Genomic DNA, 25,914 nt, shown 5'->3' on the forward strand with positions numbered 1-25,914 from the left:
AACTTCCTGGAGTTGTAAATTTTATTCTACTAAACTTTCTCTGCTACCCCTGCCGACTTGAAAGTGGCCATTTCTTTTGTGATGTTCGCAGCCGCTTGGAGAACCGGGAATGCCAAGGCGGCACCGGTCCCTTCCCCAAGTCGCAGTCCGAGATTCAGTATTGGCATTCTTTCTAAAAGTTTAATGGCATGCTGATGCCCCGCCTCTTGGGACTGATGGCCAATAAAAAGATAGCCTTTCACTTCATTGTGCAGCTTTACTGCCAGAAGTGCAGCGATAGTACTGATAAAGCCGTCGATGAGAACCGGGATTTTTCTTTCTGCGGCTGTTAAGATGGCACCGATCATCCCTGCTATTTCAAGGCCGCCTAATTTAGACAAGACATCGATTGGATCAGCGGAGTCTGGTTTGCGGTTGCCGATCGCTTGACTGATGACCTGCTGTTTTATTTTCACCTGCTCTGAAGATATCCCTGTCCCGAAGCCGACCCCTTGAGCTGCACCCAAGCCGCTTAATGCTGCCAATACGGCACTGCTGCTCGTTGTGTTTCCGATTCCCATTTCCCCGACAATCAGACACTTAGCACCGTCATTTAATACTTTTGTTGCGATGTCTCTTCCAGCGTCGATCGCCTGGAGTGCCTGACTTCGAGTCATTGCATCCTCCTTCAGGAAATTGCCGGTCCCATGGCGAACTTTATTAACATGTAGCCCTTCTCTATTTACATCGCTCACCACACCCATATCGACAATTTCAACCTTTGCTCCAATCTGTCGTGCCAGCACATTGATAGCCGCTCCTCCGTTCAGGAAATTGTGAACCATCTGTACAGTCACCTCCTGCGGGTAAGCCGATACCCCTTCGGAAGCTATTCCATGATCAGCAGCAAACACAATGATTCCTGGTGGCGTCACCTCCGGAAAATCCGCTCCTGTAATTTGTCCGAGCTGGATAGCAATCTCCTCCACCATCCCAAGGCTCCCCTGCGGTTTTGTTAAGGTGTCTAGATAGGACTTCATCTTTTCTCCTTGCTTCTGATTGACTGGCTCGATGTTATAGTTGTTACTCATTTTTATCACCTGCTGCTTGTTTTTTTATGGAAAATCCGTAATCCTGGAACTCTCGCATCCTTTTATAAATAAAGTCAATGGAAAGATGTTCCCTCACCACATCCGCCAACCGATTAAAAGACTCCTCTCTTAATCTCTCAAAAGAAGTCCTGCCTTCGATTGGCGCCAGCCCCTTCTTCATCCTTAACGAATTCAGCAGCTCCTCCCTGAACTTATCATTATGAAAAACTCCATGGAAGTATGTGCCCGTAATGTTTTCGAACTGAACACCCTCTGAACGACCAGACAGTCTGACAAACGGTGCAACCCCTTCCTGCACTTCCGAAACTCCCATATGAATCTCGTAACCTTTCACAGGTATCTCTTTTTGCCCAAAGGACACCACACCTTCAGATAATACCGTCGTCTTATCCGCCAAAATTGATGTTTTCATTGAAAGCAGTCCAAGCCCTGAAACCACCTTCAATGAAGATTCCATCTCATACTCGTCCACCACTACATCCCCAAGCATCTGGTAGCCACCGCAAATCCCGAAGATTGCGGTTCCTTGTGCTGACAATGTCTGAAGTCTGTTAGCCAACCCTCTTTCGTGTAAAAAAAGCAGGTCGCTCAATGTATTTTTGCTTCCGGGTAGAATGACCATATCCGGTTCCCCAAGCTCTTCCGCCTTTTGTACATACCGCACATGACAGTCCTGCTCTGCAAAGAACGGGTCCATATCGGTAAAGTTTGAAATCAGTGGGAAGCGGATTACTGCAATATCAAGCTCTTTCGTGACGTCCCTTTTTACAGAATAACTATCAAGAATCACAGAATCCTCTGCCTCGATATTCAAATTTGGCACGTATGGAACGACTCCAAGAACAGGTACACCCGTATATGCTTCAAACCACTCCAAACCAGGATCCAGCAGCGACACATCGCCCCTGAACTTGTTGATGACGACGCCAATGACCCTTTGACGGTCTTCCTCGCCCAACAGCTGTAGCGTTCCGACCAAACTTGCGAACACACCGCCTTTTTCAATATCCCCGACAAGAATGACAGGAGCGTTGGTAAGTCTGGCCACCCGCATATTCACCAGCTCTCGGTCGTTCAAGTTGACCTCGGCCGGACTTCCTGCCCCTTCAATCACAATGCAATCATACTCTGTCTGAAGACTGCGATAAGCGGCATCTATCAAATGCAGACCCTTTTCATAAAACTCCTGACGGTACTCTCCCGCTTTCATATTTTGAAAAGGCACACCGTGCACCACAATTTGCGATTGATAATCGCCGGTCGGCTTGATCAGAATCGGATTCATATCAGTGGTCGCGATTACTCCAGCCGCTTCCGCCTGCACTCCCTGTGCTCTGCCAATCTCCTTTCCGTCCATTGTAATGTAAGAATTGAGCGCCATGTTCTGGGATTTAAAGGGCGCAGTCCGGTAGCCATCCTGTGAGAAAATCCGGCATAATGCCGTAACAATTGCACTTTTACCAGCATCGGAATGCGTGCCCTGCACCATCAACGGGGTTCCCTTAAACATGGGCTTTTACCTCCAGACAACGCTGGATCCAGTTTTCCACCATCTCCGGTTGGGAAGCGAAATGTATATGGCTATAGCCGGCAACAAGATTTTTTGTAACATATCCGTCCCTTGCTTCCCCTCGCATTCCTTTTGTTTCATAAGCACGTGGGAGTTCTTTTTCAGTATGAAAAGTCGAATAGTGAAATTCGTGTCCTTTGGCAACCTGTCCTTCTTTTAAAAGAAAATTGCTGTTTGTGCCCCTGATTTCACGATATCCTAGCGCTGCGAGTCTATCTTCCATTTTCACTGTACCTGGAATGATGCATGCCATGGTGTGAGAATTGCCGTCAATTGTCATGAGCTCCTCGCACAAATACATAAATCCGCCACATTCCGCCAGAGTTGGAATTCCTGCTATAACTACCTTGCGGATAGATTCCATGCTGTCATGTTTAGAAGAAAGGTCTGCCGCAAACTCCTCCGGAAAACCCCCGCCTAGATAAAGCCCGTCCACATCAACAGGTACTCTCTCATTTTTCAAAGGGGAAAAATAGACCAATTCGGCTCCCCTACATTCCAACAGCTCCAAATTCTCCTTATAGTAAAAATTAAAGGCTGCATCATAGGCAACCGCAATTCGGACACCCTTCTTACCACGAACGGAAAATAGCTTTTCATCCAACTGGATTTCTCCTGACTGACCTGCCAGCTGGTATAACAGCTCCAGGTCTATCGTTGTGCGAAGGAGCTCTCCCAGTCTAGTAAAAAAGTTATCAAGGTCTCCACGCTCAATGGATGGAACCAACCCCAAGTGCCGTTCCGGCATCTCTATATCCGCTTCCCTTGTCATATAGCCAATCACCGGGATGCGACATTCCTGTTCAACAGCTGTTTTTATCAGCTGGAAATGGCCTTCGCTTCCTACTTTATTTGCAATTACTCCCACTAAGTTCACCTGATCGGACAACATCTGATAGCCTTTTACCATCGCGGCTGCACTTCTCGCCATGCCAGAACAGTCTACCACCAGCACCACCGGACTGCCGGTGAGAATGCTTATTTCTGCGGTGCTTCCCCGGTCGGAACGAGGGTCTTTTCCGTCGTAAAATCCCATAACACCCTCTATGATAGAAATATCTGCTCCTTCACTTCCGCGTTTCAGCACTTCTTTTACCACACTATGCGGAAGCATCCAGCTGTCCAGGTTGCGGGACGGCCTGCCAGTAACCGCTGTATGATAGGAGGTGTCGATATAATCCGGACCACACTTGAACCCCTGTACCTTGTAGCCCTTTTGCTGCAGGGCCGCCATCAGGCCTATTGTTACGGTCGTCTTTCCTACCCCACTTCCTGTTCCTGCAATGACCAATCTTCTGTTCAACATCGCAATTTCACCTCCGCTCGGTTAAAATTCTATTCCTTTCACTGCCGGTACTCCTTCGTTGTAATAATGCTTTTCCACTTCGATAACAGAGACCAAGTCAGCTGCTTCTTTAACCTTCTCGTGTGCACCCCTGCCTGTGATAACTAGGTGAACATGGTTTGGTTTATTTTTAATCAAATCCAGAACGTCCTCTAATGGAAGCACATCGTCCACCGGGAAACTCTGTATGGCCAGGGCGTTATTAAGTTCATCCAAAACAACAACGTCATATTCGCCACTCATTACAGCCTCTCTCGCTTTCGGCCATCCAATGCGAAGTGCCTCGCGATGCTCCTCCGGCGTCTTGGTCCAGGTAAAGCCGATACCTACCTGTTCCATTTCAACACCCAGTTTTTTGAGTGCAATCTGTTCGCCATAAGTCCGTTCCGGTGATTTGATGAACTGAAAGATTTTCACGTGCATGCCCCTTCCGACTGCCCGGACCGTCAAACCGATTGCGGATGTTGTTTTTCCCTTCCCATCTCCTGTGTACACAAGTGTCAGACCTCTTTGCTTCTCTTTTCTGCTCATAGTTGCCTCCTCTTTTCTCCAATAAAAAACGCCTTTCTGCTTAAGAGCGGAAAGGCGTTAAAGGTCCATTCATTTATAAAACAAGCCAAATTCATGGCTGGCTGACATGAAACTATGAATGTCTCTTTAAGCATTCTTTCCTCGCAGAATCCTTAAAAACAATTAGGCAGGTCTCCTGACTTACGTCTCAAGCACAATGCCAACCCTTCCCATGCATTTTTCACACAGTGGATAATTCTCAGCATCGCTCAACGCTTACAGTGGCGGGGTCCGTGCTGGATTGTCACCAGCTTCCCTTTTAACCTTTCTTCACAAAGGCACCTAAATGTTGATAAAACTATGTAATTATTATTTTGCTAACTACCAAACTAACAACGCATTCATTGTAGCCTATTTAAACAAAAAAGTCTTTATTGAATACAAAAAAAGTCTGACCCTTCAGCGCATCACCGCGCTGAGGGTCAGACCCCTCTTCACCTCTTTAACACGTTAACTCTCTACCAACTTAGCCTTGACCTGCGGTTTGTTTGCCTCTACTACCGGCTCTACTTCAGCTTCCATCGTATCTTCAGCCTGTGTAGCGCGTTTGATGAAGAATGCCAACACAAGTGCAACCACAGCAATAAACGTCGACACGAAGAATGCAAAATTGATCCCTTCAAGCATTCCTTGCATCAACACCTGCTGTTCAACCGCTGCGACCGCCTCTGCGGAAGGATTCGCTCCAAGCGCAGCCATCGCATCCCCCGACAACTCACGTCCATAGCTTGCCGCTCGGGTGGACATCAACGTCACGAGCAGTGCCGTTCCAATCGCACCGGACACCTGCTGCAACGTGTTGTTCATTGCCGTGCCATGCGGATAAAAACGTGTCGGTAGCTGGTTCAATCCGTTCGTGGAAACCGGCATGAACACCATAGACATCCCGAACATCCTCACCGTATATAAAATCAGCAATTGCGTATAAGTTGTTTCAAACGTCAGCTGGCTGAAGAAGTACGTCGTCACAACGGTAATTGTCAAACCGGTAATCGCCATTGCCCTTCCGCCGTATTTATCGAAGAGCTTCCCGGTAATCGGCGACATCAATGCCATCACAATCGCACCCGGAAGCATCAACAGGCCAGCATCCAACGGCGAGATTCCTCGAATCGTCTGCACGTAGATCGGCAACAGAATCATCCCGGAGAACATCGCCATCGTTATGACCATGGAGATCGCGGAAGATAAGGCGAACATCGGGTAACGATAGATTCTGAAATTCAACATCGGTTTTTCTTTTCCAAGCTGTCGTAAAATAAACCAGGTTAATGACATAGCCCCGATGGCAATCGTCCCATACACTAGCGGACTGTCCCACCCCTTGGCCCCTGCTGAACTGAATCCGTATAAAAGCCCACCGAACCCAAGACTTGATAACACTACAGAGACTCGATCCAAGCGGATATCCCGCTTTTCTTTTCTATCCTTCAATAGGAATACCCCAAGAAGCAAGACCCCTATTGCAATCGGCGAAACGAAATGGAACAGCATTCTCCAATCATAATGTTCGATCAGCCAACCGGAAAGTGTCGGACCGATAGCAGGTGCTCCCATCAAAATAAGTCCGAAAACCCCCATTGCGGTTCCGCGTTTTTCAATTGGAAAACTGACAAGCATCACATTCATCAATAGTGGCATCAATATGGCCGAACCGGAAGCCTGCATCATTCTCCCTGCTAAAAGGACTCCGAAAACCGGCGCAAAACCGGCAATGACCGTTCCTACTGTAAATAATCCCATTGCGACAATAAACAGTTTTCGGACGGAATACTTCTGAATTAAAAAGGCCGTGGTCGGAATCAGTACTCCGTTGACCAACATGAACCCTGTGGTCAGCCACTGAACCGTCGAAGGGCCGACTTCCATTTCCATCATGATGGATGGCAGGGCGATATTCAATAATGTATTATTCAAAAAGGCGATAAATGCGCCAATCATTAAAATGGCCAGAATGCCATATGGTGGACGTTTTGTATTTGTGTTTGGTTCTGCTTGTTGCATAATTTCTCCCCCGTTTTATACTTACAGTACATTTTTTATACTACCATTACATCTACCCCGATTTTATACCATCAGTCCAATTAAATCAATCTAAAAAACTTTGTTAATTTGCTGTTTGTGTAACTACTATAATTCGTGTACTATTATTCTTGTACCACCAGTCTATTTTAATTAGGTGATAAAATGAAGGATCGGAAACTGTATGTGCTCACATGTGCCCATAAACTTTTTATAGAAAAAGGATTTCAAGCCACGTCCATCCAGGACATTCTGGATGAAAGCGGTATTGCCAAAGGGACCTTGTATAATTATTTTTCCTCGAAAAACGAGCTATTAATAGAGCTCTTTAAAACCTTATATCAGAAAATGGAGAAAGAACGGAACGACCTGCTGATCGGCGAGGATCCGTCCGACATTAATATTTTCATCAAACAGTTCGAGCTTCAGATGGAGACGAATCGTGCGAACAAGCTGATATCTTTATTTGAGGAAGTCATTTTTATTAATGATCCTGAGTTGAAGGATTTCATTCGACAGGGACAAATGCGAATGCTTTCGTGGGTGCACCAACGATTTGTTCAAATTTTCGGCCAGGACAAACGCGACTATCTCTGGGATTGTGCGATCATGTTCCTTGGAATTTTAAATCACAACATTAAATATTACACTTTGACACACGATAAGCAATTGGACATTCAGCGCGTCGTTCAATTCAGTACGAACCGCCTTTTGACTATTGTCGAGGATGTTTCCAGAACAGAGGAAGTATTGTTGGAAGCGGATGTCATGGACCTGTTATTTCCAGAAGATCAGCCTGATAATAGAGAAACGCTTTGCTCCATCATTCTCAGCTTAAAAAAGAAACTTCATGGGCAACCAGAATCGCCAAAGTTGACGGAACTGTTGGATTTTATTCATGAGGAGCATAGGGAGGGGAACCCGGTCGCGCCAAGAAGATTTTTGGTAGAAAGTGCGTTGGATACACTTTCTGAGTATGAACTGATTCACAATCAAAAAGAATGGAACAAACTGAGAAACTTCATACAACAAAAACAAGCCACCGCTAATGTGAAATAAGCAGTGGCTTCTCCTTTTACTTTCAGTAAATTGATTTTACTTTCTTACCATTAAATATAAGGGCCGAATCTGATCGGCCCCCTTCTAACTATACTTCCTACAAATACTTCTTCAACGTCTGCTGTAAAGTTCCATGAGTTTCCGCAAGCTGGTTGAAGGTCACACCCATGCTCACCATCTGCCTGACAAGCTCTGCGCGCAATCCTGTGAGCACCGACTTGCAACCCATCATAGAAATTCCACAAAGGAGATTTTCGAACTTCGAGATGACACTCTCGTCCATGGTGGTCACACCGGAAAGATCGAGCACAAGGGTTTGCAATTTCAAGTTAGAAATCTCCGTCAGCGCCTTTTCCTCGATAATCTGGATACGGTAGTCATCGACGGCTCCAATCAACGGCAAGACAGCTACAGTCGGACTTACCGGTATAATCGGTACAGATAAGTGCTCCACCAATTTTCTTTGGGAGCTGATTAGTTCATCTTTGTAGTGGGAGTAGCTAAGGAAGAAGCTATTCAAGAAAAAGTCGATGTTGTTATTTATCTTCTTCTCCAAATCAAAAAAATCTTCCTGGGTGAGGTACTCACCTCTTTCGTCAATAAATTTATTAACGAATTGCCATAAAGTCCTTCTTATCGCCTGTACCCACTCCAACTTGAAAGACAATGTAAGGGAATGTTTTGCCCAGGCCACCCCTTCCTTCTCCGCAAACTCGATCACTTCCGATTCTCTCTGTTCAATCACACGCTGTACAAGTGTATATGCATTTTTTAAGAGGTCAATATTACCCGTCTGTAAAATATCATTGATTTTGGCTGCGACATTTACAGCCTCAGATAAAAGTGTTGCTTCAAACTCCGGCTTTTTTTCAATAAGAAAATTGGTTAACTCTCCGTTGATGTTAATCTTCATATTCATCTCATATCTCCTCTTCTTGCGTTTTTATGGACTTATATCATATAATTCCTTATTCTATACAAAAAAAGATATTACTTCAAATTTTCGACAAAAAAAGGACTGCGCTGCCGTTATGCTTCACCACACCACTGTTCCTATATTTATTATTCAACTTTTCGCTTTCTTCACACCTTGGTAAATATCTGAGGCGGAAGAAAGGATATAAATCAATACCGCTCCCCAAAAAATCATATCCAATTGATGTGTAAAGCCGAACAACCCTTGGGAAGCTTCAAAGAATGCCTGATTGAAAATCGTAAAGTTGCTGAAAACAATGATAAAAACAGCAAGCGATACGACGTGGATACCTGCATTTACCACAGCAAGCTTCATCGTCCACAGACCGAGCTTCCATTTATACGCCACCATTCCAAGCTCCAGTAGGAAAACCATCACTACCAACGGCCAGAACACGAGCAATTGCGATTGATTGAAGAGTGGCGTCACCAGCGTCAATCCGTCGGCCCCTTTTTCATAGATTCCGAGCAACTTATTGGCATTAAAAAACCCTACTACCCAAATGACCGTCCAGATTAAACTGCCGAACAGTTCCACCTTCGTGATTGCTTTCTCCTTTGGAATGTACGGGACCTCCTTCAGGTCATCCGGGGACCATTCCTTCCAGTTGGAGGTGATCGGGTTTGTTTTGTTGGACGTATCAAACCTTTCCACTACGGCGAACGTGACCGTTATCCAGAAGAATGTCTGGATGCCTGCAGCAAGACTGTTCCAGATACCCTCTCCAATTATACTCAATAAAACCTGGATTACTTCCCCTTCACCACTGTAGGAGAAAATGTTAATGAATGTTACTACGCAAAACGAGATGATCATCGCAAGTGGAATTATCAGCCTCAACAGACTTACATATATATCAAAGTAACGGGGTCCTATTAAATGCATCGGCCGATCCAGATAGCCACTTGCTAATTTTGCCGGGTGGCCAAGCTGAGACAATACCACCTTTACATCTTCCTCATGATACTCCTCTGGAAGCATATCCTCAATCGTCGAACGCAATTCCAATCCAATGTCCTCCCGTTGTTTCTCCGGCAGCCTTCTTGTCACCTCCTGCACATACAAATCAATCAGTTTCATTGTTATCCTCCTTTAATAAAATGGATAATTCCTGAGATGTCTTCTCCCATTCCTTTTTCAACTTCTCGAAAATCTCCGTCCCATAATCACTTAAAACATAATACCTGCGCGGCCTGCTTTCCGTTTTGTCCCAGCTGCTTGTCACCAATTCCTGCTTTTCGAGTCGTCTGAGCAAAGGATATAGAGTGCTTTGCTCGATGGTGATTCCACTCTTCTCAAGCAATTGAACAAGAGAATACCCATATTGCGGGGTTTTCAACTGACTCAATACCGCCAAGCTTAATGTCCCCCTCCTTAATTCTGTCGTCAATGACTGCAACAATCCATCGCCCATCTGCTCACCTCTTTTATACTATATGTCGTACAGTATAGTTTATACTATGTATCATACAGTATAAAAGTGAAAAAAGTAAAGCAAAAAAGGCATTGGGGTCTGACCCCGTTTCAACGACCTCCATCTACGGGAATAGACCACTATTACCTTATTTGGAGGGATACCATGTGGATCAGACACCCGTTCTTTAAATATGTAACAGGTATTATTCTCGTATTATTAATTGTTTTTCTATTAAGTGAAGTGGAATTTATCGTACAACCGGTTATCAGCTTCATCACAACCCTGTTCTTTCCTATTATATTTGCAGGATTCCTATTCTATATTTTGAAGCCTTTGGTTAATTTTCTGGCTAGGTCGAAGTATGTGCCGCGAACTCTAGCTATCATTCTTGTATTCTCAGCAATTATTGGTGGCGCGGTTCTAGGTGGCTTTTCGGTCGGTGGAAAAGTTGAGGAGCAGGTCGTCCAGTTTGCCGAAGACTTTCCTGCTTTCCTTGAAAAGAACGAAGAACAGACAAAGGAACTGATTGATGACAATAACTTCGATCTCATTTCCTATGAGGAAGCCAAAAAACGTGTACTGGGATTCTTAAAGGAACAGACAAAGAGCATTGGAGATAATGTGTCGACTATCATTTCCTCCATCACCGACTTTTTAACGGTCCTTATTGTTGTACCGTTTATTCTGTTCTATTTCCTAAAGGATGGCCATAAGCTGTTACCCTTCATTTTGAAAATGCTACCGGGCAAGCACCATGACGAAGGGAAAAGATTGTTGATCGACATTGATAAGACCCTATCCACCTACATTGGCGGGCAAATGCTCGTTGCATTAGTCAATGGCATTCTGATGTATATCGGTTACCTTATCATCGGATTGGATTATGCCTTGGTGCTGGCGCTTTTCATTGTCATTACCGCTATCGTTCCAATCATCGGTCCTGCACTCGGTATCTTGCCCGCTGTGATCATCGGACTGATGACAGATCCATTTATGGTCTTGAAAATCTTGATTCTGCTGGCTGTTGTGCAACAGATTGAGGGAAATCTTGTGTCGCCGCAGATTATCGGAAACAAACTCTCCATCCATCCTTTGACGGTTATTTTGCTTTTACTTGTAGCAGGGAAGTTGTATGGATTTATTGGAATCCTACTGGCGGTTCCGGTGTATTCGGTGTTGAAGGTTGTAACGAAGAATTTGTATAGGTTTTATCGGTTGCGGAGTATTTAGATGAGCTCCTACATTATATGGGGGAATCAGTAATCATGGCTGATTCCCTTTTTCTATTTGGCTGTTTTCGTAAACTTTGTTGCTATTTCGTATTTTTCAATCAACCGTTATATTCCTTACTGTCGTGCTCTTTTCACGGCGTACAGAATAACCTACATGCCTATTTTAAAGTAGATAAGCTGTGAAAAATCCAAAGGCCGATTAAAGTCCAATTGCCGACTTTTTATTAGTGAATAGCAACAATCTTTGAGAAAAGAGCCTTCTATCTAAATCTGTTTCTGCATAAATTCTATTGTTTCCTCTATTCCTTTTTCATACGTAGTACTGTATGTTTCTCCTAAAAACCTTTTCACTTTTTCTCCTGAAAGAATGGTAGGTTCAGAGTTGATATACTGCATTTCCACTGCCTCTCTCATGCCTTTGCCGGCAATCAAGGCATATAGTGTAAACATCGGCTTCGTGATGTAGTAGAGTTGCTTATCTTCCCCAAGTTGTTCTTTCACTATTTGCTCAAAATCACGGCCCGTGATGGTGGAGACTGCAGGGATATTCCAGCTTTGACCATAGGCGTCTCCACTTAAAGCCAATTCTACCATCATTCTCGCCCCATCTTTTGTAAAGATGAATTCCCTTTCTATATCACCTCTACCGACGAAACCTCCCTTTCCTTTTTTAAGGAGCTGTTCAAGTGTAAAGTGGATGTAGGTGTTAGAAGCATTGGGACCATAGAAATCCGGAAAGTGGCAGACAAAGGACGGGACTGGCGCCTGCAGAATTAATTCCCCCATCGCCAAACGTAGCTTCCCTTTTTTGGTGTGAGGTATTTTTTCTCTATCCTCACTCAGTGGAACACCATTGCTTTTACCGTAAGCATAAATATTATCTACCACCGCAAGCTTTGCACTATTTTCTTCAGTTGCTTCTAGTATGTTTTTGGTAATCGGTAACAGTTTCTCTTTCCACTCTTCATAGGGGAGGTTAAGTGCATGGAAGATTACATCTACCCCTTTGGCAGCATAAGATATTTGTTTCAATTCACTTGCATCGCCAGCCACGATTATCACTTTTTCCACCCCTCCAAATAGATTAATTAACCTTTCTTTTCTTCTAGCGAAAGCAACTACTTCTACTCCTCGTTTGACAAGTTCCATGACCAGTGCGTACCCCATCCCGCCTGATGCGCCAATAACCATCGCTTTTTCCATTTTAAAACCCTCCAATTATTATTAACCAACGGTCAATTATTCTAAAAAAATTTTATCCTAAGGATTTTAGGATAAAATTCACATGCGACTCGGCCAACCCTTTCACATCTTCATATTCTGCGTCACAACGGCAATAGTGGCTGACAAAGCCGTGCAACGAAAGGAAAATGGACCATGCCTGCTGGATGCTGATAGACTTTGCGCTAAGTTCCACGAGTGCATCTGCAAATTTTTTATAGGACTCGTTCGGCCCTTTGTTGACGTAGCTTTTCACTTCCTCATCTGCCAGTAAAAACATCAATTCATACTGATTCTTGTGGGTGAGACCGAATCGTATGAATGCGAGGAGCACCTTCTTCAACTTGGTCCTTTTATCAAAATCCTGTTTCATCACTTCTTCCAGCCAACGATCTAATTCTTTGAAGTCCGTTTCAATCATGGCATAAAACAAGTCCGCTTTATTTTTGAAATGATAATAAATTGCTCCGTGACTGTAGCCGAGCTCCGCTGCAATCTGTCTCATGGAAACCTGCTGGTACCCTTTCTTTCGGAACAGCTCTCTAGCAGCTACCATCACCATCTCCTGAGTCAATTCCTTTGCTACCGCTTTTCTAGGTGTCATATTCTTGTCTCATCCTTTTTATTGACCACTGTTTAATTAAAATATAAACGCTTGAAGATACTGTTGTCAACTGTTAAATTGGAAACAAGTTCCTTAATCTGTCACAATGAAGGAGGATCTTATAGTTGATATAAACGTACAATTGGAGGCAGGCAGAACCTGTCCTCTTCATTCTTCCAAAGGAGACAAAAAAATAAATGGAACCAACAAACAAAAACACCAATCTCAAGAAGTTCATCTCACTCATACTCTCCACCAAAATACCAAAGGTAGCGCTGACCCTTGGATTAATCGGAAGTCTTATCACAACGCTAGTCGGCCTGACCATCCCTTTGCTCACCCAGCAACTTGTCGACGGCTTCTCCATGGAATCACTAAGTGTCGCACTAATCATTACGATTGCTGCGGTTTTCATCATCCAGGCCATAATTGACGGGCTTTCCACCTACTCGCTCGCCTACGTTGGGCAGAGTATCGTTGCCGGCCTTCGTGAGAGAATGTGGTTCAAACTGATTCGCCTGCCTGTCAGCTATTTTGACAAAAAGACGAGCGGAGAATCTGTCAGCCGCGTGGTGAATGACACCGGGATTGTGAAAGATTTGATTTCGCAGCACTTCCCTCAATTCATTACAGGTATCATCACCATTATCGGGGCTGTCACTATTCTCTTGATTATGGATTGGAAAATGACCTTGCTTATGCTGATTTCTGTACCAATCACTACATTGGTGATGATTCCATTAGGAACAAAAATGGCGAAAATATCCCGTGGCATGCAGGATGAGACAGCCAATTTTACAGGCAGTGTTCAGCAGACATTAAGTGAAATTCGCCTGATGAAAGCATCTAATGCCGAAACAGCAGAGAAACTGAAAGGTAAAACCGGCATCCGCACGCTTTTGACGTTCGGACTGCGAGAAGCGCGCATTTTCGCAATCATCGGACCACTTATGTATATGGTCGTCATGTTCGTAATCGTCGTTATTATCGGATACGGAGGGATTCGTGTTGCAGAAGGAACGATGACAACAGGTGCACTTGTGGCATTCCTGCTTTATCTGTTCCAGATCATTTTCCCAATTACATCCTTTACGATGTTTTTTACACAGTTACAAAAGGCAAAGGGTGCTACAGAACGAATTATTGATATCCTGGAAATTGACGAAGAACCAGGGCAGGAAGGTATGGATGCGGATATCACCAACCAGCCAATTCTAGTTGAAGGGGTTTCCTTCGGTTACAACGAGGACGAGCCAATTATCAGAGGAGTATCCTTCGACGTGCAACCCGGTATGATGGTTGCTTTTGCAGGGCCAAGTGGGGGCGGAAAGAGTACCCTTTTCGGACTACTGGAACGTTTTTATGAGCCTACGGACGGGGAAATTTATGTTGGAACTACACCAATTCGCTCGCTGTCCATGAAATCGTGGCGCCAGCAGATTGGCTACGTTTCCCAGGACAGTCCGATGATGGCTGGAACTATCAGGGATAACTTATCATATGGCTTGGAAAATAAAGAGGAGCTCACAGATGATCGCTTGTGGGAAGTTGCCAAAATGGCTTATGCAGATCAGTTCATCCAAGAGTTTCCGAAAGGACTCGATACGGAGGTTGGAGAGCGCGGCGTAATGCTATCCGGTGGACAAAGGCAACGGATTGCGATTGCAAGGGCCTTTTTGCGGGATCCGAAAATATTAATGATGGATGAGGCAACAGCAAGCCTAGACAGCCAATCGGAAGGGATTGTCCAGCAGGCGTTGACAAGGTTGATGGAAGGACGGACTACGTTTGTGATTGCCCATCGACTGTCTACCATTGTGAACGCAGATAAGATTATCTTTATTGAAAAAGGTGAGATTACTGGTGTCGGGACACATCAGGAACTGGTGGAATCGCATAATCTGTATCGGGAGTTTGCGGAGCAGCAGCTGACTTAGGGTGGTTGAAGTTAAAAAAATGGTCAAGGATTTTGGGTCCTTGACCATTTTTCTATTTAAAAGGCTCTTTTCGTATACTTTGTTGCTTTTTCGTATTTTTGAACCAACCGTTATATTCCTTGCTATCGTGCTCTTTTCCCGGTTATCAGAATAGGTTTTATGCCTACATTAGAGTCTATATGCGGTAAAAAGTCCAATTGCCGACTTTTTACAAGTGAATAGCAACAATCTTTGAGAAAAGAGCTATTTAAAAATATATTTTAATTCGACATGGAAACCATCAAGTAGTTTTGAAGTAATGGTTCCCTGTTCTGTTTTTATATCAAATTGTTCATATACGTCTTCTTCATTCAGAGAGTAAACCGTGATGGAGTTTAACATCGGATTCACGATCCAATACTCTTTCACCCCATACTTCATATAAAGATTGAGCTTCGTAATTAGATCATGTGATTGGTTGGAGGGGCTTAAAATTTCAACAATAAGATTTGGAATACCAACGTATTTAGTTTCTGTGAAGCCATTTGCATCACACATTATGCTGATATCGGGAATGACAATTTTGGTTCCTTCCATCCCCTCTTTAGACAACTCAATGTCATAGGGGGCAACAAACACTTCACAGTTGCTCTCATTCTCACTTAGGAAATTGCCGAATTTTAATTGAAGGCGACCAGATACTCTTTGATGTTTGGTAGAAGGAGATGGGGACATGAAGACAGAGCCATCAATATATTCGTATAAATGGTCACTTGATTCGCGGATTTCATAATATCTTTCTAAGGAGACAAAAGACTCTTTGGATAGTGACATGGAATTCACCTCTTTAGATCAATTTGGAAATACTATTTATAATATTATATCATCTTTGACCGGTTTGAAGAGGAAGGGGTTCCTCTGCACTTAGCGTGAGGGTGAGGATTACCATTCTCCTTGGTCACCCTCACCCTACATCTCATTAGGTCCCGCAAAACGTCTTATATCCTACAGTCGCACTCACTCCAGGAGACACACAATAATCCTCCTGCACATCCGAATACGCATACGGATCCTGTAATACCTTGACCAAATTCTCCATCACTCCGTAATTTCCATGCTCCACCGCAGCCGTCAATGCCGCTTCGACCCGGTGGTTACGGGGGATAATGGCTGGATTGCTCTTCCGCATCAACTCGCGCACAGATTCCGCACTCTCGGACTGCCTCCCCAAACGCTCCTGCCACATCGAATGCCACTCTAGAAATTCCGGCTTTTCGCCAAGCCCAAGCTCACCCAACGTCAGCTCACGGAACGTATTCGTAAAGTCCGACTTACTTTCCTTCATCACATCAAGTAGACCCTGCACCAAAGCCTCATCCGAAGACTCTTCACCAAACAGTCCAAGCTTCGCACGCATTCCGGCAAGCCAGTGACCCTTATACAAATCCGAAAATTTATAGAGCTCTTCCTGCGCCAACTCGACCGCCTTCTTCTGGTCCTCATGGAACAACGGCAGCAAGGATTCCGCAAACCTCGCCAGATTCCATCCCCCGATCCGCGGCTGATTTTCATACGAATAACGCCCTTGCATATCAATGGAACTGAACACGGTCGCCGGGTCATACACATCCATGAACGCACACGGTCCGTAATCGATGGTTTCCCCACTGATGGTCATATTGTCCGTGTTCATGACACCATGAATGAATCCGACCAGCTGCCATTTCGCAATCAATGCAGCTTGACGCTCCATCACCTTTCTAAAAAAGCCGATATAGTCCCCAGCATCCAACTCAGTGTCATGTCGCTTCATCGCATAGTCCGCCAAAGCACGCAATTTTTCCAAATCCCCCCACTGCGCCGCAAATTGAAATGTCCCAAAACGGAGATGACTGGATGCGACACGCGTCATGATTGCACCAGGTAACAGTCCATCCCTCAACACTTCCTCGCCGGTTGTAACTACCGCAAGGCTTCGTGTGGTCGGAATGCCAAGGCCATGCATCGCTTCACTGATGATGTACTCGCGCAGCATTGGTCCTATAGTCGCCCTGCCATCCCCACCACGGGAGTATGGAGTCCTTCCAGATCCCTTCAATTGAATGTCAAACCGCTCACCAGTTGGAGTGATTTGTTCCCCAACCAGCAGCGCCCTGCCATCGCCGAGCATGGTAAAGTTCCCGAACTGATGCCCAGCATACGCCTGCGCAATACCCGAACCACCTTGCGGAATCTTATTACCTGCAAATACCTCTAGGCCCGAATCCCCTTTCAAAGCATCCGCACTCAGTCCAAGATCCTCTGCCACCGATTCATTAAGCAAAATCAGGTTCGGTAACTCCACAGGATTCGGCTTTATTTCTGAAAAAAACAGTCCTGGTAGCGACTCATAGCTGTTGTCGAAGTTCCAGCCTATTTCAGTTTCATGTTTTTTTATGGTCATCAAATCCCCTCTTCTCATCTGTTTTGTCGTTATTCTCTATTATACCCTTAAAGCCATCTGTTTTAATAAATGGAGGTTCAGTTCGTTACTGAGAGTTGGATGTTTGGAATAGAGGAAAATAATGCTAAAATATTTACTGAATGCAAAAAATAATCTTTTAAGCCAAGGAGAATCCAAAATGAACAAAACCTGCAAGGATACCCGTGTTATCCGAACCAGCCGCGTATTTCCAAATGATATCAATAACCATAACACCTTGTTCGGAGGAAAACTGTTGTCAGATGTGGACATGCTTGCCTCCATATCCGCCGCCCGCATGTGCCGTTGCGAATGTGTGACTGCATCCATGGACTCGGTTGATTTTCTGTCCCCGATTCGTCCTACAGATGCTGTCATTTTCGAATCATTTGTGACTTGGACAGGAAATTCATCCATGGAGGTTTTTGTGAAAGTGACGGCGGAGGATTTAACTAAGGGTACAAGAACCATTGCTGCGACGGCATTTTTGACGTTTGTCGCACTCGATGATCAAGGTAAACCTGCCCCCGTTCCTTCCATCACACCAGAAACGGAGGAAGAGATTTACTTGCATCAAACCGGGTACGAACGAGCAAAAACACGAAGAAATAGACGTGCCGAAAGTAAAGGATTGGCATTCAAGCTGACAAGTGGATTTTCGTCAATAGATTAAACGTACAAAAAGGAGAGCGCTTTTTTGGCAAGCAGTTCAGTTTTGAAGTAGAAAATCATAAAAGGAATATGAACTAACATATGTTTTCACTAAAAAATATACGGCAAATCGCAAGGGAAATAGCATCAGTTTTAGCTGATGCTATTTTTAGTGGTTAATACAAGGGAATGAAACTTATTTAGCGAATTATTCGTCTATATGAAAGAAAACTTAACAAAGGTAGGTGTCTTATGAGAAAACTCGTTATCTTAATGTTTGTGTCGATTGCACTCATTTCATTAGTTGGGTGTAATTTAAAGTCAGATAGTAAGCAAGTTAATGAAACAAATATAATAGTTGAAGAAGAAAAGCTATTCATTGAAAAACGTGTGGGAACAGAAAATCAATATGAACAATTTAATGAAATAACGGACAAGGAAAAGGTAGAAAAAGTATTAAATATATTTCGAGAAGCGAATTGGGAAAACGCTAAAGTTCAAATGGCTCACCCTCCTGACTTTAGGATTAACAATAAATACTTAATTTGGTTAACTCCCCAAAAGGATATGCTCGAAGTGATTATCCAAGGTGAAAATAAATACACTAAACTTTCTAAAGAGGACTCCACAGTTTTATATGAAATCATTACAGGCGAAAAGCTCGGTGAATAATTTTCACTGAGCTTTTTATCTGAACTTCTGGCATATGACCAACAGCTATTGTCAACCTACTAATTAATATGCTAATTTGTGTGCTATTTCATACCTATTTTGCCAATAAATATTGATATATCAACAAAAACAAAGAGTCCAATTCATATGCGAATTGAACTCAAAATAGTGAAGTTAATTTAGTTTTTCAACCTTAAAACTGAACTACTTACTTTTTTTAGACTCATAACCTAGTCCTTTTTATCCCCCTTCTCCTCCTCATCCCTAAGAATGCGCTCCACCTGCAAGGCGGCAGATAAAACGTGAATGAAGGCTTCTTGTTCGGTTGAGTTTTTTTGGTAACGTTCGTAATAGTGAGGTAGGAGGGTTGCGATATGTTCTCTTGCTCGGTAGTCGAAATGGTAGAAATCAAGAATAGGAAAATATAGGGCGTCTCCGATGGGAAGTATAGTCCCCACCACTATTTCGCCTTTTATTGGCGGGATAGCGTTCCGGTCATAAACGACAACATCAAGTGTCTCTTCAGTTAGGATATCAATTAAGACTAAGGTGCGGTCGTTGTGCTTAAAGCCAACATAGTAGAATTTGGTTGTGGCCATCTCCCATTGTTTGAGCCAGGAGATGATAAGTGGTTTGTGTTTGAGGACTGAATAGTTTTTTGCGATATATTCCTGCACGAATAAAATCTCGACTCCAATGCTTGCCTGGTATAGTACTTTCCACCAGAATAGGTTGTGCTCAAGGGAATGCCTTTTCTCTTCGGGGATCTGGTGTTCATCGATGTACTCCTGCATCAGTTCCTGAAAGTCTTTGAAATGGGTGCCAACCACCTCTCTAGCAAAGTCGTTATAAACCTCGGTAAGTAACTCTACTTTTAACTCCTCGGAAATTGGCAGGTCATTTTTAAACTCCCCGGAATGTGTTGCCGACTGGGCAAAACCCACAACATTATCAACTGTTTCATATTTCTTCATTACATCAATCCCTTCAATTATAGTTTGATACAAAGAAAGGATTCGATATTTATTTACATATTCCTTCTTTATTAATGATTCTTTTCCATTAACTTGGAACTGTTCTCTGTCAAATCTAGTAACAAATCACATCCAGTGCAAAGAAATTGCAAACAGATATTGTGCCGAATAATAAGGGATCATCACCAGATAGTTTCTATATGTTAACTTTCCGACAAATCTGTCCCAAGCAAGAATGCCATCGGAAAAGAAAAACAAGATTGCCCCTGCTAAAATAAGCGGCTGTTGACTATAGAATGCTGCCCATACCATGGACGTGATGATTACTACATATGCGGTGACTGAAAGGAAAAGAACGATGCCTCCCGAATTCAGAACCCCTTTCAACAATATTGAGAGGTATAGAATTGCGACAAAAAGTAACGATCCAGTAATCCATATATTTACTCCACCGACTGGAAAGTATAAAAACGCCACAACATAGCATATATGCCCGGCCAAAAAAGATATTAATCCATATACAAAACGATCCTTTGGCAGCATCAGAAAAATATCACCTATTATAGAAAATAATAACCCCGCCAAGATCCACCAGCTAAAAAAAGAGGGGGAATTCACAAGGCCCATCACCGCTATTAAAATAATGATAACCATCGTCCCTGGCTTTAAGAGATATATCCATAATTTATGTTGTTTTTCTATCGCCAAAAGATAAAAAATTCCTAAAAGCATGGTGAGAAATGAGAGAGCTATTAACAAGACGGAAACCTCCTTCAGACATTGATACACTTTACATTTTAATCCACAAAAAGAATCCGTGAAAGATCTGACAACTCCCACAGCTAAAGCAGTGGGGTTCTAGGGTACTTTTACGCTTCTCGATGGTGCCCTTATCTTCCCTTTCGAAAAGAGTTTCCACCAAAGCACTGGCGTGCTTTCTCCTAAAACATTAACGGACGTATTGCGTATAGCAAGGCACCTCTCTCAACAAGCCTAGAAAGACTCTTGATATGCTTTTCGTTCCGACTTTTAAGGAGTGGGCTTTCCCGTTCGGAAAATCTGTAAATGGAGGTGTTTGAATAAGGTCCTGGCTTTATCGACTGGACGGAAGCTTCCGTAAGCGACATTGCCATCGACTTTGTAGCACACTATCGTACATTTGGAGAAGATGTTTTAAAAGAGTTAATCCATCACTATGAAAAAGCTGGCGGCTACGTAGTATGGCCAGGAATGGCACAGCACGTAATGAAATTGACTGCAGCCTACCCTATCGCCATAGCTGAGTTTGCGATTAAATCTGGTTTGGAGGAATATATGGAGATGGCGAAGCAGGTGTTGGGTAGAGTGAATGAGGAATAGAATCTAGCAGTAGAGGTCTAGCTTGGTAAGATGAAGAACACTTTGGCATAAAAAAACAATGAAAAGGACTTCATAAGTGGTATGAAGTCCTTTTTAACAAGAAATAAGCTACGAGATTGTCTTCATAAGCGGGATGATGACAATTTCAGCTAGAAATCACCTTCCAGATTGTCTTCATACCTTTAAAAATTAGAAATTCATAATGGGTTAACTCCTACCGAGCTACCGAGGGAGCCGTCCTTCACTTATTCTTGAATCTGCTTCAACGACTTCTCCACAAAAGCAAACGCATAGTCTTCCGTTACTTTTTCCATATTAAAATAGAATGCATACACATCATCATCTTGTCGAAAACTGATTCTGAACGTTTCCGGGATAGAATCTTTTCTATGACTATAATAGACAGTTTTGCCGGCGATTGTTTTTTCTTCTTCAATCAGATGTCTATTAATATCATCTATTTGACTCGTATCTCCATTTACTATGCTCAGACTCACCATGTGTTTATCATCAACCAACGGCTCACCGTAAATTATATTTCCAAAGACGCCACCATATCTTTTCTCCAATTCCTCTTCCTGCTCCTTTTCCTCTTCTCCCGCATCCAATGTACTATAAATGAAAATTCCGTAAACTGGATTGCCGATATGAGCTTCATCATCAATAATGTATCCGTCTTTTATAATGGTAGCCACCTTTAAAGGAACTTCAGCATGAAACGGTATATGAACCTCTGTCCCTAGCTTTGCAGAAGCTACTTTTTCTAAATTGGTATATGGGGTCACCCCTCCATTCCCAGGTTCTACACCAGCTTCAGTCTCTTCCTCCACCGTCAAACTCTTTTCCGAATCTGAAAAAATCACCTCAGTCGCCAGAACATACCCACCAATCACCAATAATAACCCAGCCAACACAAATGAAAATACCGGCCTCATATCCCATCTCCTTTGTTGTCTTTTCTCCGGTTGCCTAACCGACTCCATCACTTTTTCATGAAGTTCTTTCTTCCCTTCATCATCCATCTTGATCTTCTGATACCCTTTCAATGTCCGATCCAGGCGACTCTCATCTTTCTCATGCGTCATGGTTATAACCCTCCTTCAGCATTTGTTTCTTCAAGGCTTCCAACGCTCTATGCAAAGTGGTCTTCACTTTGCCTTCGCTCCAATCCAGGATTTCCGCAGTTTCCCGAACCGTCAAATCCTTTATTTTTCGTAAAGTAATGACCTCCCGATACGACCTTTTCAATTGCTGCAGGGCACGATACAGATATGCCTCATATTCTCCTTGCTGCGCGACCTGCTCTGGTAGATATTCTGCTGTTGAAAGCATGGCAGTAGCTGCAAAAGAATCCGCCACATAACGAAAAGGCTTCCTCTTCCGAAACTCATCAATTGTCGCATTCCGGGCAATCCGGTACAGCCAATTCCTTTCACTTGTTTCCCCTTTATAACGATCTATTGCTTGATAAGCCTTGATATAGGTATCATGCGTCAAATCCTTCGCCATCTCTGGATCACCGGTCATCATCAGAACATAACGAAAAACCTCATCACTATAACGCTCATACCAATCATTCAGCTTTCGAATGGACCATTCTCCCTCCATTTATTTCACCTATCTCTCTATAGCTATCGCAAATTTGCTTACTTTAAGGACGTGAGGATTGTAATATGGTTACACTTTTTTCAAAAAAAAAGAAACGGTTCTCTCGTAGTTCTAGTTTACACTAGAAAACGAGAGGTCCGCTCCTTCATTCAAGTTGAAATAAATTTGCAAGTTCAATCAAGTCTGCCTTCAATTGTTCTATTTCTTCACTTGTCATATCCTTTGGCTGGAATGACTTAGGAGTTGTGAAAAGGTAGATAAAATCTTCGGTAACTACTTCTAAAATAATTCCTCCCATTTCTTGCCCGGAAACTTTAAGAATTGCGGGATGTTCCCCAACCATTAACTCTTCTGACTCGTAGGGGACAGAGGGATGATAATTTAATTCCGGATTCAATTGTTTAAGCATTTTTTCTTGGGAAAGTTCATGGGGTTCAATTCTGACGTGTAGAAATTCAACTGGACGCTCACTGAGTTGATAAGGGTATTTTCCATATGAAGCCCTAGTTATAGTAGGCTCCCCGCTAATTCCTTCTACAATTTCCTGTGCATTCAAAGGAAAAAAGTTATGTTCGGGATCTAAAATGATGTCCTTGTCCTGCTGCTTTGCTGAAATTGGTTCATCAGTTTGAAGTACAGTTTCTTTTTTTATTTCAGTGGAATCACCCGTTAATGACCCCCAATGTTCTTGAAGCAAAGGAGGAGTACCCATTAAGAGAAACAAAGTTGCTGCAACGAGAAGAATGTTTGTCACTCTCCGCTTTTTCTTCATCCTATAGATATCTGACCGGATTCTCTCCCTTACCAAACCGGCTCGATCATGATTCCACTCCAGATCATACTCTAACCTTTTCAATAATTGGTCCAACCCGTATTCACTTTCTAAACTGTTTCTCTTCATGATTTACCTCCCCCTTCATATGTTCTCCCAAGGTCTGCATCGCTCGAAACAAAGTTGACTTCACTTTACTTTCGGACCAGTCCAAGATGTGGGCTGTTTCCAGGATAGAAAAGCCTTTAATCTTTCTAAGGATGATTACCTGCTTATATGCAGCTTTCATATTACTTAAAGCTTCATAAAGTTCTCGGGAATTCTCTTTAAGGATGATGATATCCTCTGATGATGCTGCCAGTTCTTTATTAAATACTTGATGGAATAATCTAATCGGCTTCATTTTACGGATGTAATCGACAGTAGTATTATGAGCAATTTTGAAAAGCCATGTTTTCGGGGAAGAATCCCTTTTAAATGTATGATGATGCTTATATGCCCTTATAAAAGTCTCTTGCGTCAAATCCTCTGCCTGCTGACTGTCTTTGACCATGAGAATAATGTATTTGAAAATAGTCTGATGGTATTGGCTATACCACTCCTCTATCTCATTTTCTTTATAGAATGACACCTGGTTTTCCCCCTCGTTTTTTTGACACTGTATAGACGGGTGAACTTCAAAAAAGTTTTAAAATAGAGAAAAATAATAGGATGGCTCTCCCACCTCTCAATTAGAAGCAGGAGAACCATCCCTATAATAACTTTAATTACTCCATATTTGTTCAATAGATGTAAAAAAAAGGCGACTCCATCCCAGAATGAAGGTCACCGGTTTCTATATCTTCTATTTATATTCTCATACCCCACCGCTCCTGCTCCGTCTCCTTCAACTGTTTCTCCGTCTCTTCAGGATAAACGGTACGGAACTTATGCTCATCGGCTGGGATGATTTCTACCATCTTTTCAATCATATCTTCCGGATGGAACTCTTTCAACTGCTCTTCCTGCTCTATCATGTCTGCTTTTCTTGTAAAATGCTTTTCTTCATCAAACCATTTCCACTTTTCCTCAGCAGCACGTTTATTGAAGCCAGTTGCGTATGGTCCTGGGTTGATTGTCGCCACTTTCACTCCGAACTCTTCTAGCTCAGATTTCATCGTCTGCGCTATTCCTTCCAATGCATGCTTGGTTGCCGTGTAAGGACCCACATATGGTGTCGCGGAAATGCCCGCCATGGAACTCATGAAGACTATCTTTCCGCTTCCCCTTTTCACCAGTTTCCTTGCAGCAATCTGCGCAGTTTCAAGGGTCGCGAAAACATTGATTTCAAAAAGGGCACGAAATCTTTCCATCGGCACTTCCCCAAGCGGCCCTCCCTCATTGATTGCGGCATTTGCCACAAACACATCAAAATCGTATTTTTCCATCTGTTCCAAATCAAGAGGGTTGGTAATGTCGAGCTTGAAAACTTCCATCTCCAGCCCTTGATTCTCCACTTCTCGCAATAGATCTGTTTTCTGGGATGTCAGTTCCGTTGTTGCGATAACTCTATGCCCTTTCTCGGCAAGTCCTAACGCAGCACCTCTTCCAAGTCCGGTCCCTGCTCCTGTGATGAATATTGTTTTCGCCATTTGAACTCCTCCTGTAAAAATAGGTTATCGTTTTGTTTTCCCTGAAGGAGTGGTGGCAAAACAAGGAGATGGGGGACGGTTCTACCGCTTCTTTTTCCATAAGAAAAAAACCTTCCCATCATCCTGATATTTATGTAAACTGAAATTATAAATTAGTTAACAAAATAGGAGGATCATCAGATGAACGTAAGAAACGAAAGGTTACGATGGCTTATATTATGCGCCATGTTCGCAGCGATCACGGCGGTATTGGCACAAATGGAAATACCATTGCCACTTGTACCAATCAGCGGGCAAACATTGGCGGTAGGACTTGCCGCAACAATATTAGGAAGCAGATACGGAGCCATGTCAATGGTATGTTACGTTCTTCTTGGAGCAGTCGGATTGCCGGTGTTCGCGGAGATGAAAGGTGGGGCTGGAGTACTTGTTGGTCCAACAGGGGGATACATTTTTGGCTTTATTTTAGCTGCATTTTTTACTGGTTACATTTTGGAAAAAACATCTTTCACATTAAAATGGGCAATGATCGCGAACACCGTCGGGATGATTATCACACTTGTGATGGGAACAATTCAGTTAAAACTTGTGATGGATATGACATGGGCGGATGCTTTGAAATTTGGAGTTTATCCTTTTATTGTTGTCGGTCTAGTTAAGGCATTTTTAGCTAGTTGGATTGGTATTACAGTTAGAAGACGCCTTAAGCAAGCAAACTTGCTACACAATAAAGGTGATGTAGCCGCATAAACTGGAGCCTCCT

Annotated in this window: 24 protein-coding genes, 2 pseudogenes and 1 riboswitch; of the genes and pseudogenes, 7 read left to right on the forward strand and 19 right to left on the reverse strand. The window is 43.2% G+C overall.

Going from position 1 to position 25,914, the window contains the following annotated elements; all coding sequences use genetic code 11:
• Positions 1-29: 29 nt before the first annotated feature.
• From cobT to AB685_RS16460, 5 genes and pseudogenes are all read right to left on the reverse strand, one after another.
• Positions 30-1,070 carry a nicotinate-nucleotide--dimethylbenzimidazole phosphoribosyltransferase gene (gene cobT, locus AB685_RS16440; protein WP_047971665.1) on the reverse strand — a complete coding sequence of 347 codons (1,041 nt, stop codon included), beginning with the start codon at positions 1,068-1,070 and terminating at the stop codon, positions 30-32.
• Entirely contained in the window at positions 1,063-2,601 is a 1,539-nt protein-coding gene (locus tag AB685_RS16445; RefSeq protein WP_047971666.1) for a cobyric acid synthase, read from the reverse strand. The genes cobT and AB685_RS16445 overlap by 8 nt, the downstream gene beginning before the upstream one ends.
• Positions 2,594-3,967 (reverse strand): cobyrinate a,c-diamide synthase, encoded by a 1,374-nt coding sequence (locus tag AB685_RS16450; RefSeq protein ID WP_047971667.1) that lies wholly within the window; start codon positions 3,965-3,967, stop codon positions 2,594-2,596. The genes AB685_RS16445 and AB685_RS16450 overlap by 8 nt, the downstream gene beginning before the upstream one ends.
• A gap of 21 nt (positions 3,968-3,988) precedes the next feature.
• A pseudogene (locus tag AB685_RS16455) lies at positions 3,989-4,543 on the reverse strand (cob(I)yrinic acid a,c-diamide adenosyltransferase); the annotation flags it as partial.
• Between the two features lie 141 nt (positions 4,544-4,684).
• A riboswitch (cobalamin riboswitch) is annotated at positions 4,685-4,877 on the reverse strand.
• Positions 4,878-5,026: 149 nt separating this feature from the next.
• Complete coding sequence (locus tag AB685_RS16460; RefSeq protein WP_047971669.1) at positions 5,027-6,580, reverse strand: DHA2 family efflux MFS transporter permease subunit; 1,554 nt, start codon at positions 6,578-6,580, stop codon at positions 5,027-5,029.
• Between the two features lie 183 nt (positions 6,581-6,763).
• Between AB685_RS16460 and AB685_RS16465 the strand changes: the two genes are divergently transcribed.
• Entirely contained in the window at positions 6,764-7,657 is an 894-nt protein-coding gene (locus tag AB685_RS16465; protein WP_047971670.1) for a TetR/AcrR family transcriptional regulator, read from the forward strand.
• 97 nt (positions 7,658-7,754) lie between these two features.
• Here the strand turns inward: AB685_RS16465 and AB685_RS16470 are convergent, their stop codons facing one another.
• The 3 genes from AB685_RS16470 to AB685_RS16480 all read right to left on the reverse strand — a co-directional run bounded on the left by AB685_RS16470 (position 7,755) and on the right by AB685_RS16480 (position 10,047).
• Entirely contained in the window at positions 7,755-8,576 is an 822-nt protein-coding gene (locus tag AB685_RS16470; protein WP_047971671.1) for an STAS domain-containing protein, read from the reverse strand.
• A 147-nt stretch (positions 8,577-8,723) separates the two neighbouring features.
• A complete protein-coding gene (locus AB685_RS16475) occupies positions 8,724-9,713 on the reverse strand; it encodes a hypothetical protein (protein ID WP_047971672.1) in 990 nt (329 codons plus the stop codon).
• Positions 9,700-10,047: a PadR family transcriptional regulator gene (locus AB685_RS16480; RefSeq protein ID WP_047971673.1), complete on the reverse strand. Its 348-nt coding sequence runs from the start codon at positions 10,045-10,047 to the stop codon at positions 9,700-9,702. The genes AB685_RS16475 and AB685_RS16480 overlap by 14 nt, the downstream gene beginning before the upstream one ends.
• Positions 10,048-10,212: 165 nt before the next feature.
• Between AB685_RS16480 and AB685_RS16485 the strand changes: the two genes are divergently transcribed.
• The gene (locus AB685_RS16485; protein WP_047971674.1) at positions 10,213-11,280 is read left to right on the forward strand and encodes an AI-2E family transporter; all 1,068 of its coding nucleotides are present in this window, start codon (positions 10,213-10,215) and stop codon (positions 11,278-11,280) included.
• A gap of 266 nt (positions 11,281-11,546) precedes the next feature.
• On the opposite strand, the gene AB685_RS16490 is transcribed toward AB685_RS16485, so the two are convergent.
• Together AB685_RS16490 and AB685_RS16495 are read right to left on the reverse strand one after the other, a co-directional pair.
• Positions 11,547-12,485 (reverse strand): SDR family NAD(P)-dependent oxidoreductase, encoded by a 939-nt coding sequence (locus AB685_RS16490; protein WP_047971675.1) that lies wholly within the window; start codon positions 12,483-12,485, stop codon positions 11,547-11,549.
• Positions 12,486-12,537: 52 nt separating this feature from the next.
• A complete protein-coding gene (locus AB685_RS16495) occupies positions 12,538-13,107 on the reverse strand; it encodes a TetR/AcrR family transcriptional regulator (RefSeq protein ID WP_047971676.1) in 570 nt (189 codons plus the stop codon).
• Positions 13,108-13,304: 197 nt separating this feature from the next.
• Here AB685_RS16495 and AB685_RS16500 point away from each other — a divergent pair, with 197 nt between their 5' ends.
• The gene (locus AB685_RS16500; RefSeq protein ID WP_047971677.1) at positions 13,305-15,044 is read left to right on the forward strand and encodes an ABC transporter ATP-binding protein; all 1,740 of its coding nucleotides are present in this window, start codon (positions 13,305-13,307) and stop codon (positions 15,042-15,044) included.
• Positions 15,045-15,287: 243 nt separating this feature from the next.
• On the opposite strand, the gene AB685_RS16505 is transcribed toward AB685_RS16500, so the two are convergent.
• Both AB685_RS16505 and AB685_RS16510 read right to left on the reverse strand, forming a co-directional pair.
• A complete protein-coding gene (locus AB685_RS16505; RefSeq protein ID WP_047971678.1) occupies positions 15,288-15,857 on the reverse strand; it encodes a Uma2 family endonuclease in 570 nt (189 codons plus the stop codon).
• A gap of 145 nt (positions 15,858-16,002) precedes the next feature.
• Complete coding sequence (locus AB685_RS16510; RefSeq protein ID WP_047971679.1) at positions 16,003-17,466, reverse strand: protein adenylyltransferase SelO; 1,464 nt, start codon at positions 17,464-17,466, stop codon at positions 16,003-16,005.
• A gap of 178 nt (positions 17,467-17,644) precedes the next feature.
• Between AB685_RS16510 and AB685_RS16515 the strand changes: the two genes are divergently transcribed.
• Positions 17,645-18,157, forward strand: a complete 513-nt coding sequence (locus tag AB685_RS16515; protein WP_047971774.1) for an acyl-CoA thioesterase — start codon at positions 17,645-17,647, stop codon at positions 18,155-18,157.
• A 230-nt stretch (positions 18,158-18,387) separates the two neighbouring features.
• Positions 18,388-18,807, forward strand: coding sequence for a hypothetical protein (locus AB685_RS16520; RefSeq protein ID WP_053073850.1), 420 nt, complete (start codon positions 18,388-18,390; stop codon positions 18,805-18,807).
• 230 nt (positions 18,808-19,037) lie between these two features.
• Here the strand turns inward: AB685_RS16520 and AB685_RS16525 are convergent, their stop codons facing one another.
• Together AB685_RS16525 and AB685_RS16530 are read right to left on the reverse strand one after the other, a co-directional pair.
• Entirely contained in the window at positions 19,038-19,781 is a 744-nt protein-coding gene (locus AB685_RS16525) for a hypothetical protein (RefSeq protein ID WP_047971680.1), read from the reverse strand.
• Positions 19,782-19,907: 126 nt separating this feature from the next.
• Positions 19,908-20,540 (reverse strand): lysoplasmalogenase, encoded by a 633-nt coding sequence (locus tag AB685_RS16530; RefSeq protein ID WP_053073851.1) that lies wholly within the window; start codon positions 20,538-20,540, stop codon positions 19,908-19,910.
• A gap of 330 nt (positions 20,541-20,870) precedes the next feature.
• On the opposite strand from AB685_RS16530, the pseudogene AB685_RS30425 reads away from it, so the two are divergent.
• A pseudogene (locus AB685_RS30425) lies at positions 20,871-21,140 on the forward strand (phosphotransferase); the annotation flags it as partial.
• 245 nt (positions 21,141-21,385) lie between these two features.
• Here the strand turns inward: AB685_RS30425 and AB685_RS16535 are convergent.
• The 5 genes from AB685_RS16535 to AB685_RS16555 all read right to left on the reverse strand — a co-directional run bounded on the left by AB685_RS16535 (position 21,386) and on the right by AB685_RS16555 (position 25,151).
• A complete protein-coding gene (locus AB685_RS16535) occupies positions 21,386-22,225 on the reverse strand; it encodes a hypothetical protein (protein WP_047971681.1) in 840 nt (279 codons plus the stop codon).
• Positions 22,215-22,748: an RNA polymerase sigma factor gene (locus AB685_RS16540; RefSeq protein ID WP_047971682.1), complete on the reverse strand. Its 534-nt coding sequence runs from the start codon at positions 22,746-22,748 to the stop codon at positions 22,215-22,217. Before AB685_RS16540 ends, AB685_RS16535 begins: the two co-directional genes overlap by 11 nt.
• Positions 22,749-22,893: 145 nt before the next feature.
• Positions 22,894-23,649 carry a hypothetical protein gene (locus tag AB685_RS16545; protein WP_047971683.1) on the reverse strand — a complete coding sequence of 252 codons (756 nt, stop codon included), beginning with the start codon at positions 23,647-23,649 and terminating at the stop codon, positions 22,894-22,896.
• Positions 23,624-24,151: an RNA polymerase sigma factor gene (locus AB685_RS16550; protein WP_047971684.1), complete on the reverse strand. Its 528-nt coding sequence runs from the start codon at positions 24,149-24,151 to the stop codon at positions 23,624-23,626. The genes AB685_RS16545 and AB685_RS16550 overlap by 26 nt, the downstream gene beginning before the upstream one ends.
• 217 nt (positions 24,152-24,368) lie before the next feature.
• Complete coding sequence (locus AB685_RS16555) at positions 24,369-25,151, reverse strand: SDR family oxidoreductase (RefSeq protein ID WP_047971685.1); 783 nt, start codon at positions 25,149-25,151, stop codon at positions 24,369-24,371.
• Between the two features lie 180 nt (positions 25,152-25,331).
• Between AB685_RS16555 and AB685_RS16560 the strand changes: the two genes are divergently transcribed.
• Positions 25,332-25,901 (forward strand): biotin transporter BioY, encoded by a 570-nt coding sequence (locus tag AB685_RS16560; protein WP_047971686.1) that lies wholly within the window; start codon positions 25,332-25,334, stop codon positions 25,899-25,901.
• The last annotated feature ends 13 nt before the right edge of the window (positions 25,902-25,914 follow it).

The organism is Bacillus sp. LL01, from assembly GCF_001037965.1.

Excerpts from the sequence above, each read along its gene's own strand:
- AB685_RS16525 (WP_047971680.1), bottom strand. The coding sequence starts at position 19,781 with ATGAAGAAATATGAAACAGTTGATAATGTTGTGGGTTTTGCCCAGTCG.
- AB685_RS16535 (WP_047971681.1), bottom strand. The coding sequence starts at position 22,225 with ATGACGCATGAGAAAGATGAGAGTCGCCTGGATCGGACATTGAAAGGG.
- AB685_RS16560 (WP_047971686.1), top strand. The coding sequence starts at position 25,332 with ATGAACGTAAGAAACGAAAGGTTACGATGGCTTATATTATGCGCCATG.
- AB685_RS16540 (WP_047971682.1), bottom strand. The coding sequence starts at position 22,748 with ATGGAGGGAGAATGGTCCATTCGAAAGCTGAATGATTGGTATGAGCGT.
- AB685_RS16485 (WP_047971674.1), top strand. The coding sequence starts at position 10,213 with ATGTGGATCAGACACCCGTTCTTTAAATATGTAACAGGTATTATTCTC.
- AB685_RS16450 (WP_047971667.1), bottom strand. The coding sequence starts at position 3,967 with ATGTTGAACAGAAGATTGGTCATTGCAGGAACAGGAAGTGGGGTAGGA.
- AB685_RS16490 (WP_047971675.1), bottom strand. The coding sequence starts at position 12,485 with ATGGAAAAAGCGATGGTTATTGGCGCATCAGGCGGGATGGGGTACGCA.
- AB685_RS16510 (WP_047971679.1), bottom strand. The coding sequence starts at position 17,466 with ATGACCATAAAAAAACATGAAACTGAAATAGGCTGGAACTTCGACAAC.
- AB685_RS16445 (WP_047971666.1), bottom strand. The coding sequence starts at position 2,601 with ATGTTTAAGGGAACCCCGTTGATGGTGCAGGGCACGCATTCCGATGCT.
- AB685_RS16555 (WP_047971685.1), bottom strand. The coding sequence starts at position 25,151 with ATGGCGAAAACAATATTCATCACAGGAGCAGGGACCGGACTTGGAAGA.
- AB685_RS16500 (WP_047971677.1), top strand. The coding sequence starts at position 13,305 with ATGGAACCAACAAACAAAAACACCAATCTCAAGAAGTTCATCTCACTC.
- AB685_RS16520 (WP_053073850.1), top strand. The coding sequence starts at position 18,388 with ATGAGAAAACTCGTTATCTTAATGTTTGTGTCGATTGCACTCATTTCA.
- AB685_RS16515 (WP_047971774.1), top strand. The coding sequence starts at position 17,645 with ATGAACAAAACCTGCAAGGATACCCGTGTTATCCGAACCAGCCGCGTA.
- AB685_RS16495 (WP_047971676.1), bottom strand. The coding sequence starts at position 13,107 with ATGACACCTAGAAAAGCGGTAGCAAAGGAATTGACTCAGGAGATGGTG.
- AB685_RS16475 (WP_047971672.1), bottom strand. The coding sequence starts at position 9,713 with ATGAAACTGATTGATTTGTATGTGCAGGAGGTGACAAGAAGGCTGCCG.
- AB685_RS16470 (WP_047971671.1), bottom strand. The coding sequence starts at position 8,576 with ATGAATATGAAGATTAACATCAACGGAGAGTTAACCAATTTTCTTATT.
- AB685_RS16545 (WP_047971683.1), bottom strand. The coding sequence starts at position 23,649 with ATGAAGAGAAACAGTTTAGAAAGTGAATACGGGTTGGACCAATTATTG.
- AB685_RS16465 (WP_047971670.1), top strand. The coding sequence starts at position 6,764 with ATGAAGGATCGGAAACTGTATGTGCTCACATGTGCCCATAAACTTTTT.
- AB685_RS16480 (WP_047971673.1), bottom strand. The coding sequence starts at position 10,047 with ATGGGCGATGGATTGTTGCAGTCATTGACGACAGAATTAAGGAGGGGG.
- cobT (WP_047971665.1), bottom strand. The coding sequence starts at position 1,070 with ATGAGTAACAACTATAACATCGAGCCAGTCAATCAGAAGCAAGGAGAA.
- AB685_RS16460 (WP_047971669.1), bottom strand. The coding sequence starts at position 6,580 with ATGCAACAAGCAGAACCAAACACAAATACAAAACGTCCACCATATGGC.
- AB685_RS16505 (WP_047971678.1), bottom strand. The coding sequence starts at position 15,857 with ATGTCACTATCCAAAGAGTCTTTTGTCTCCTTAGAAAGATATTATGAA.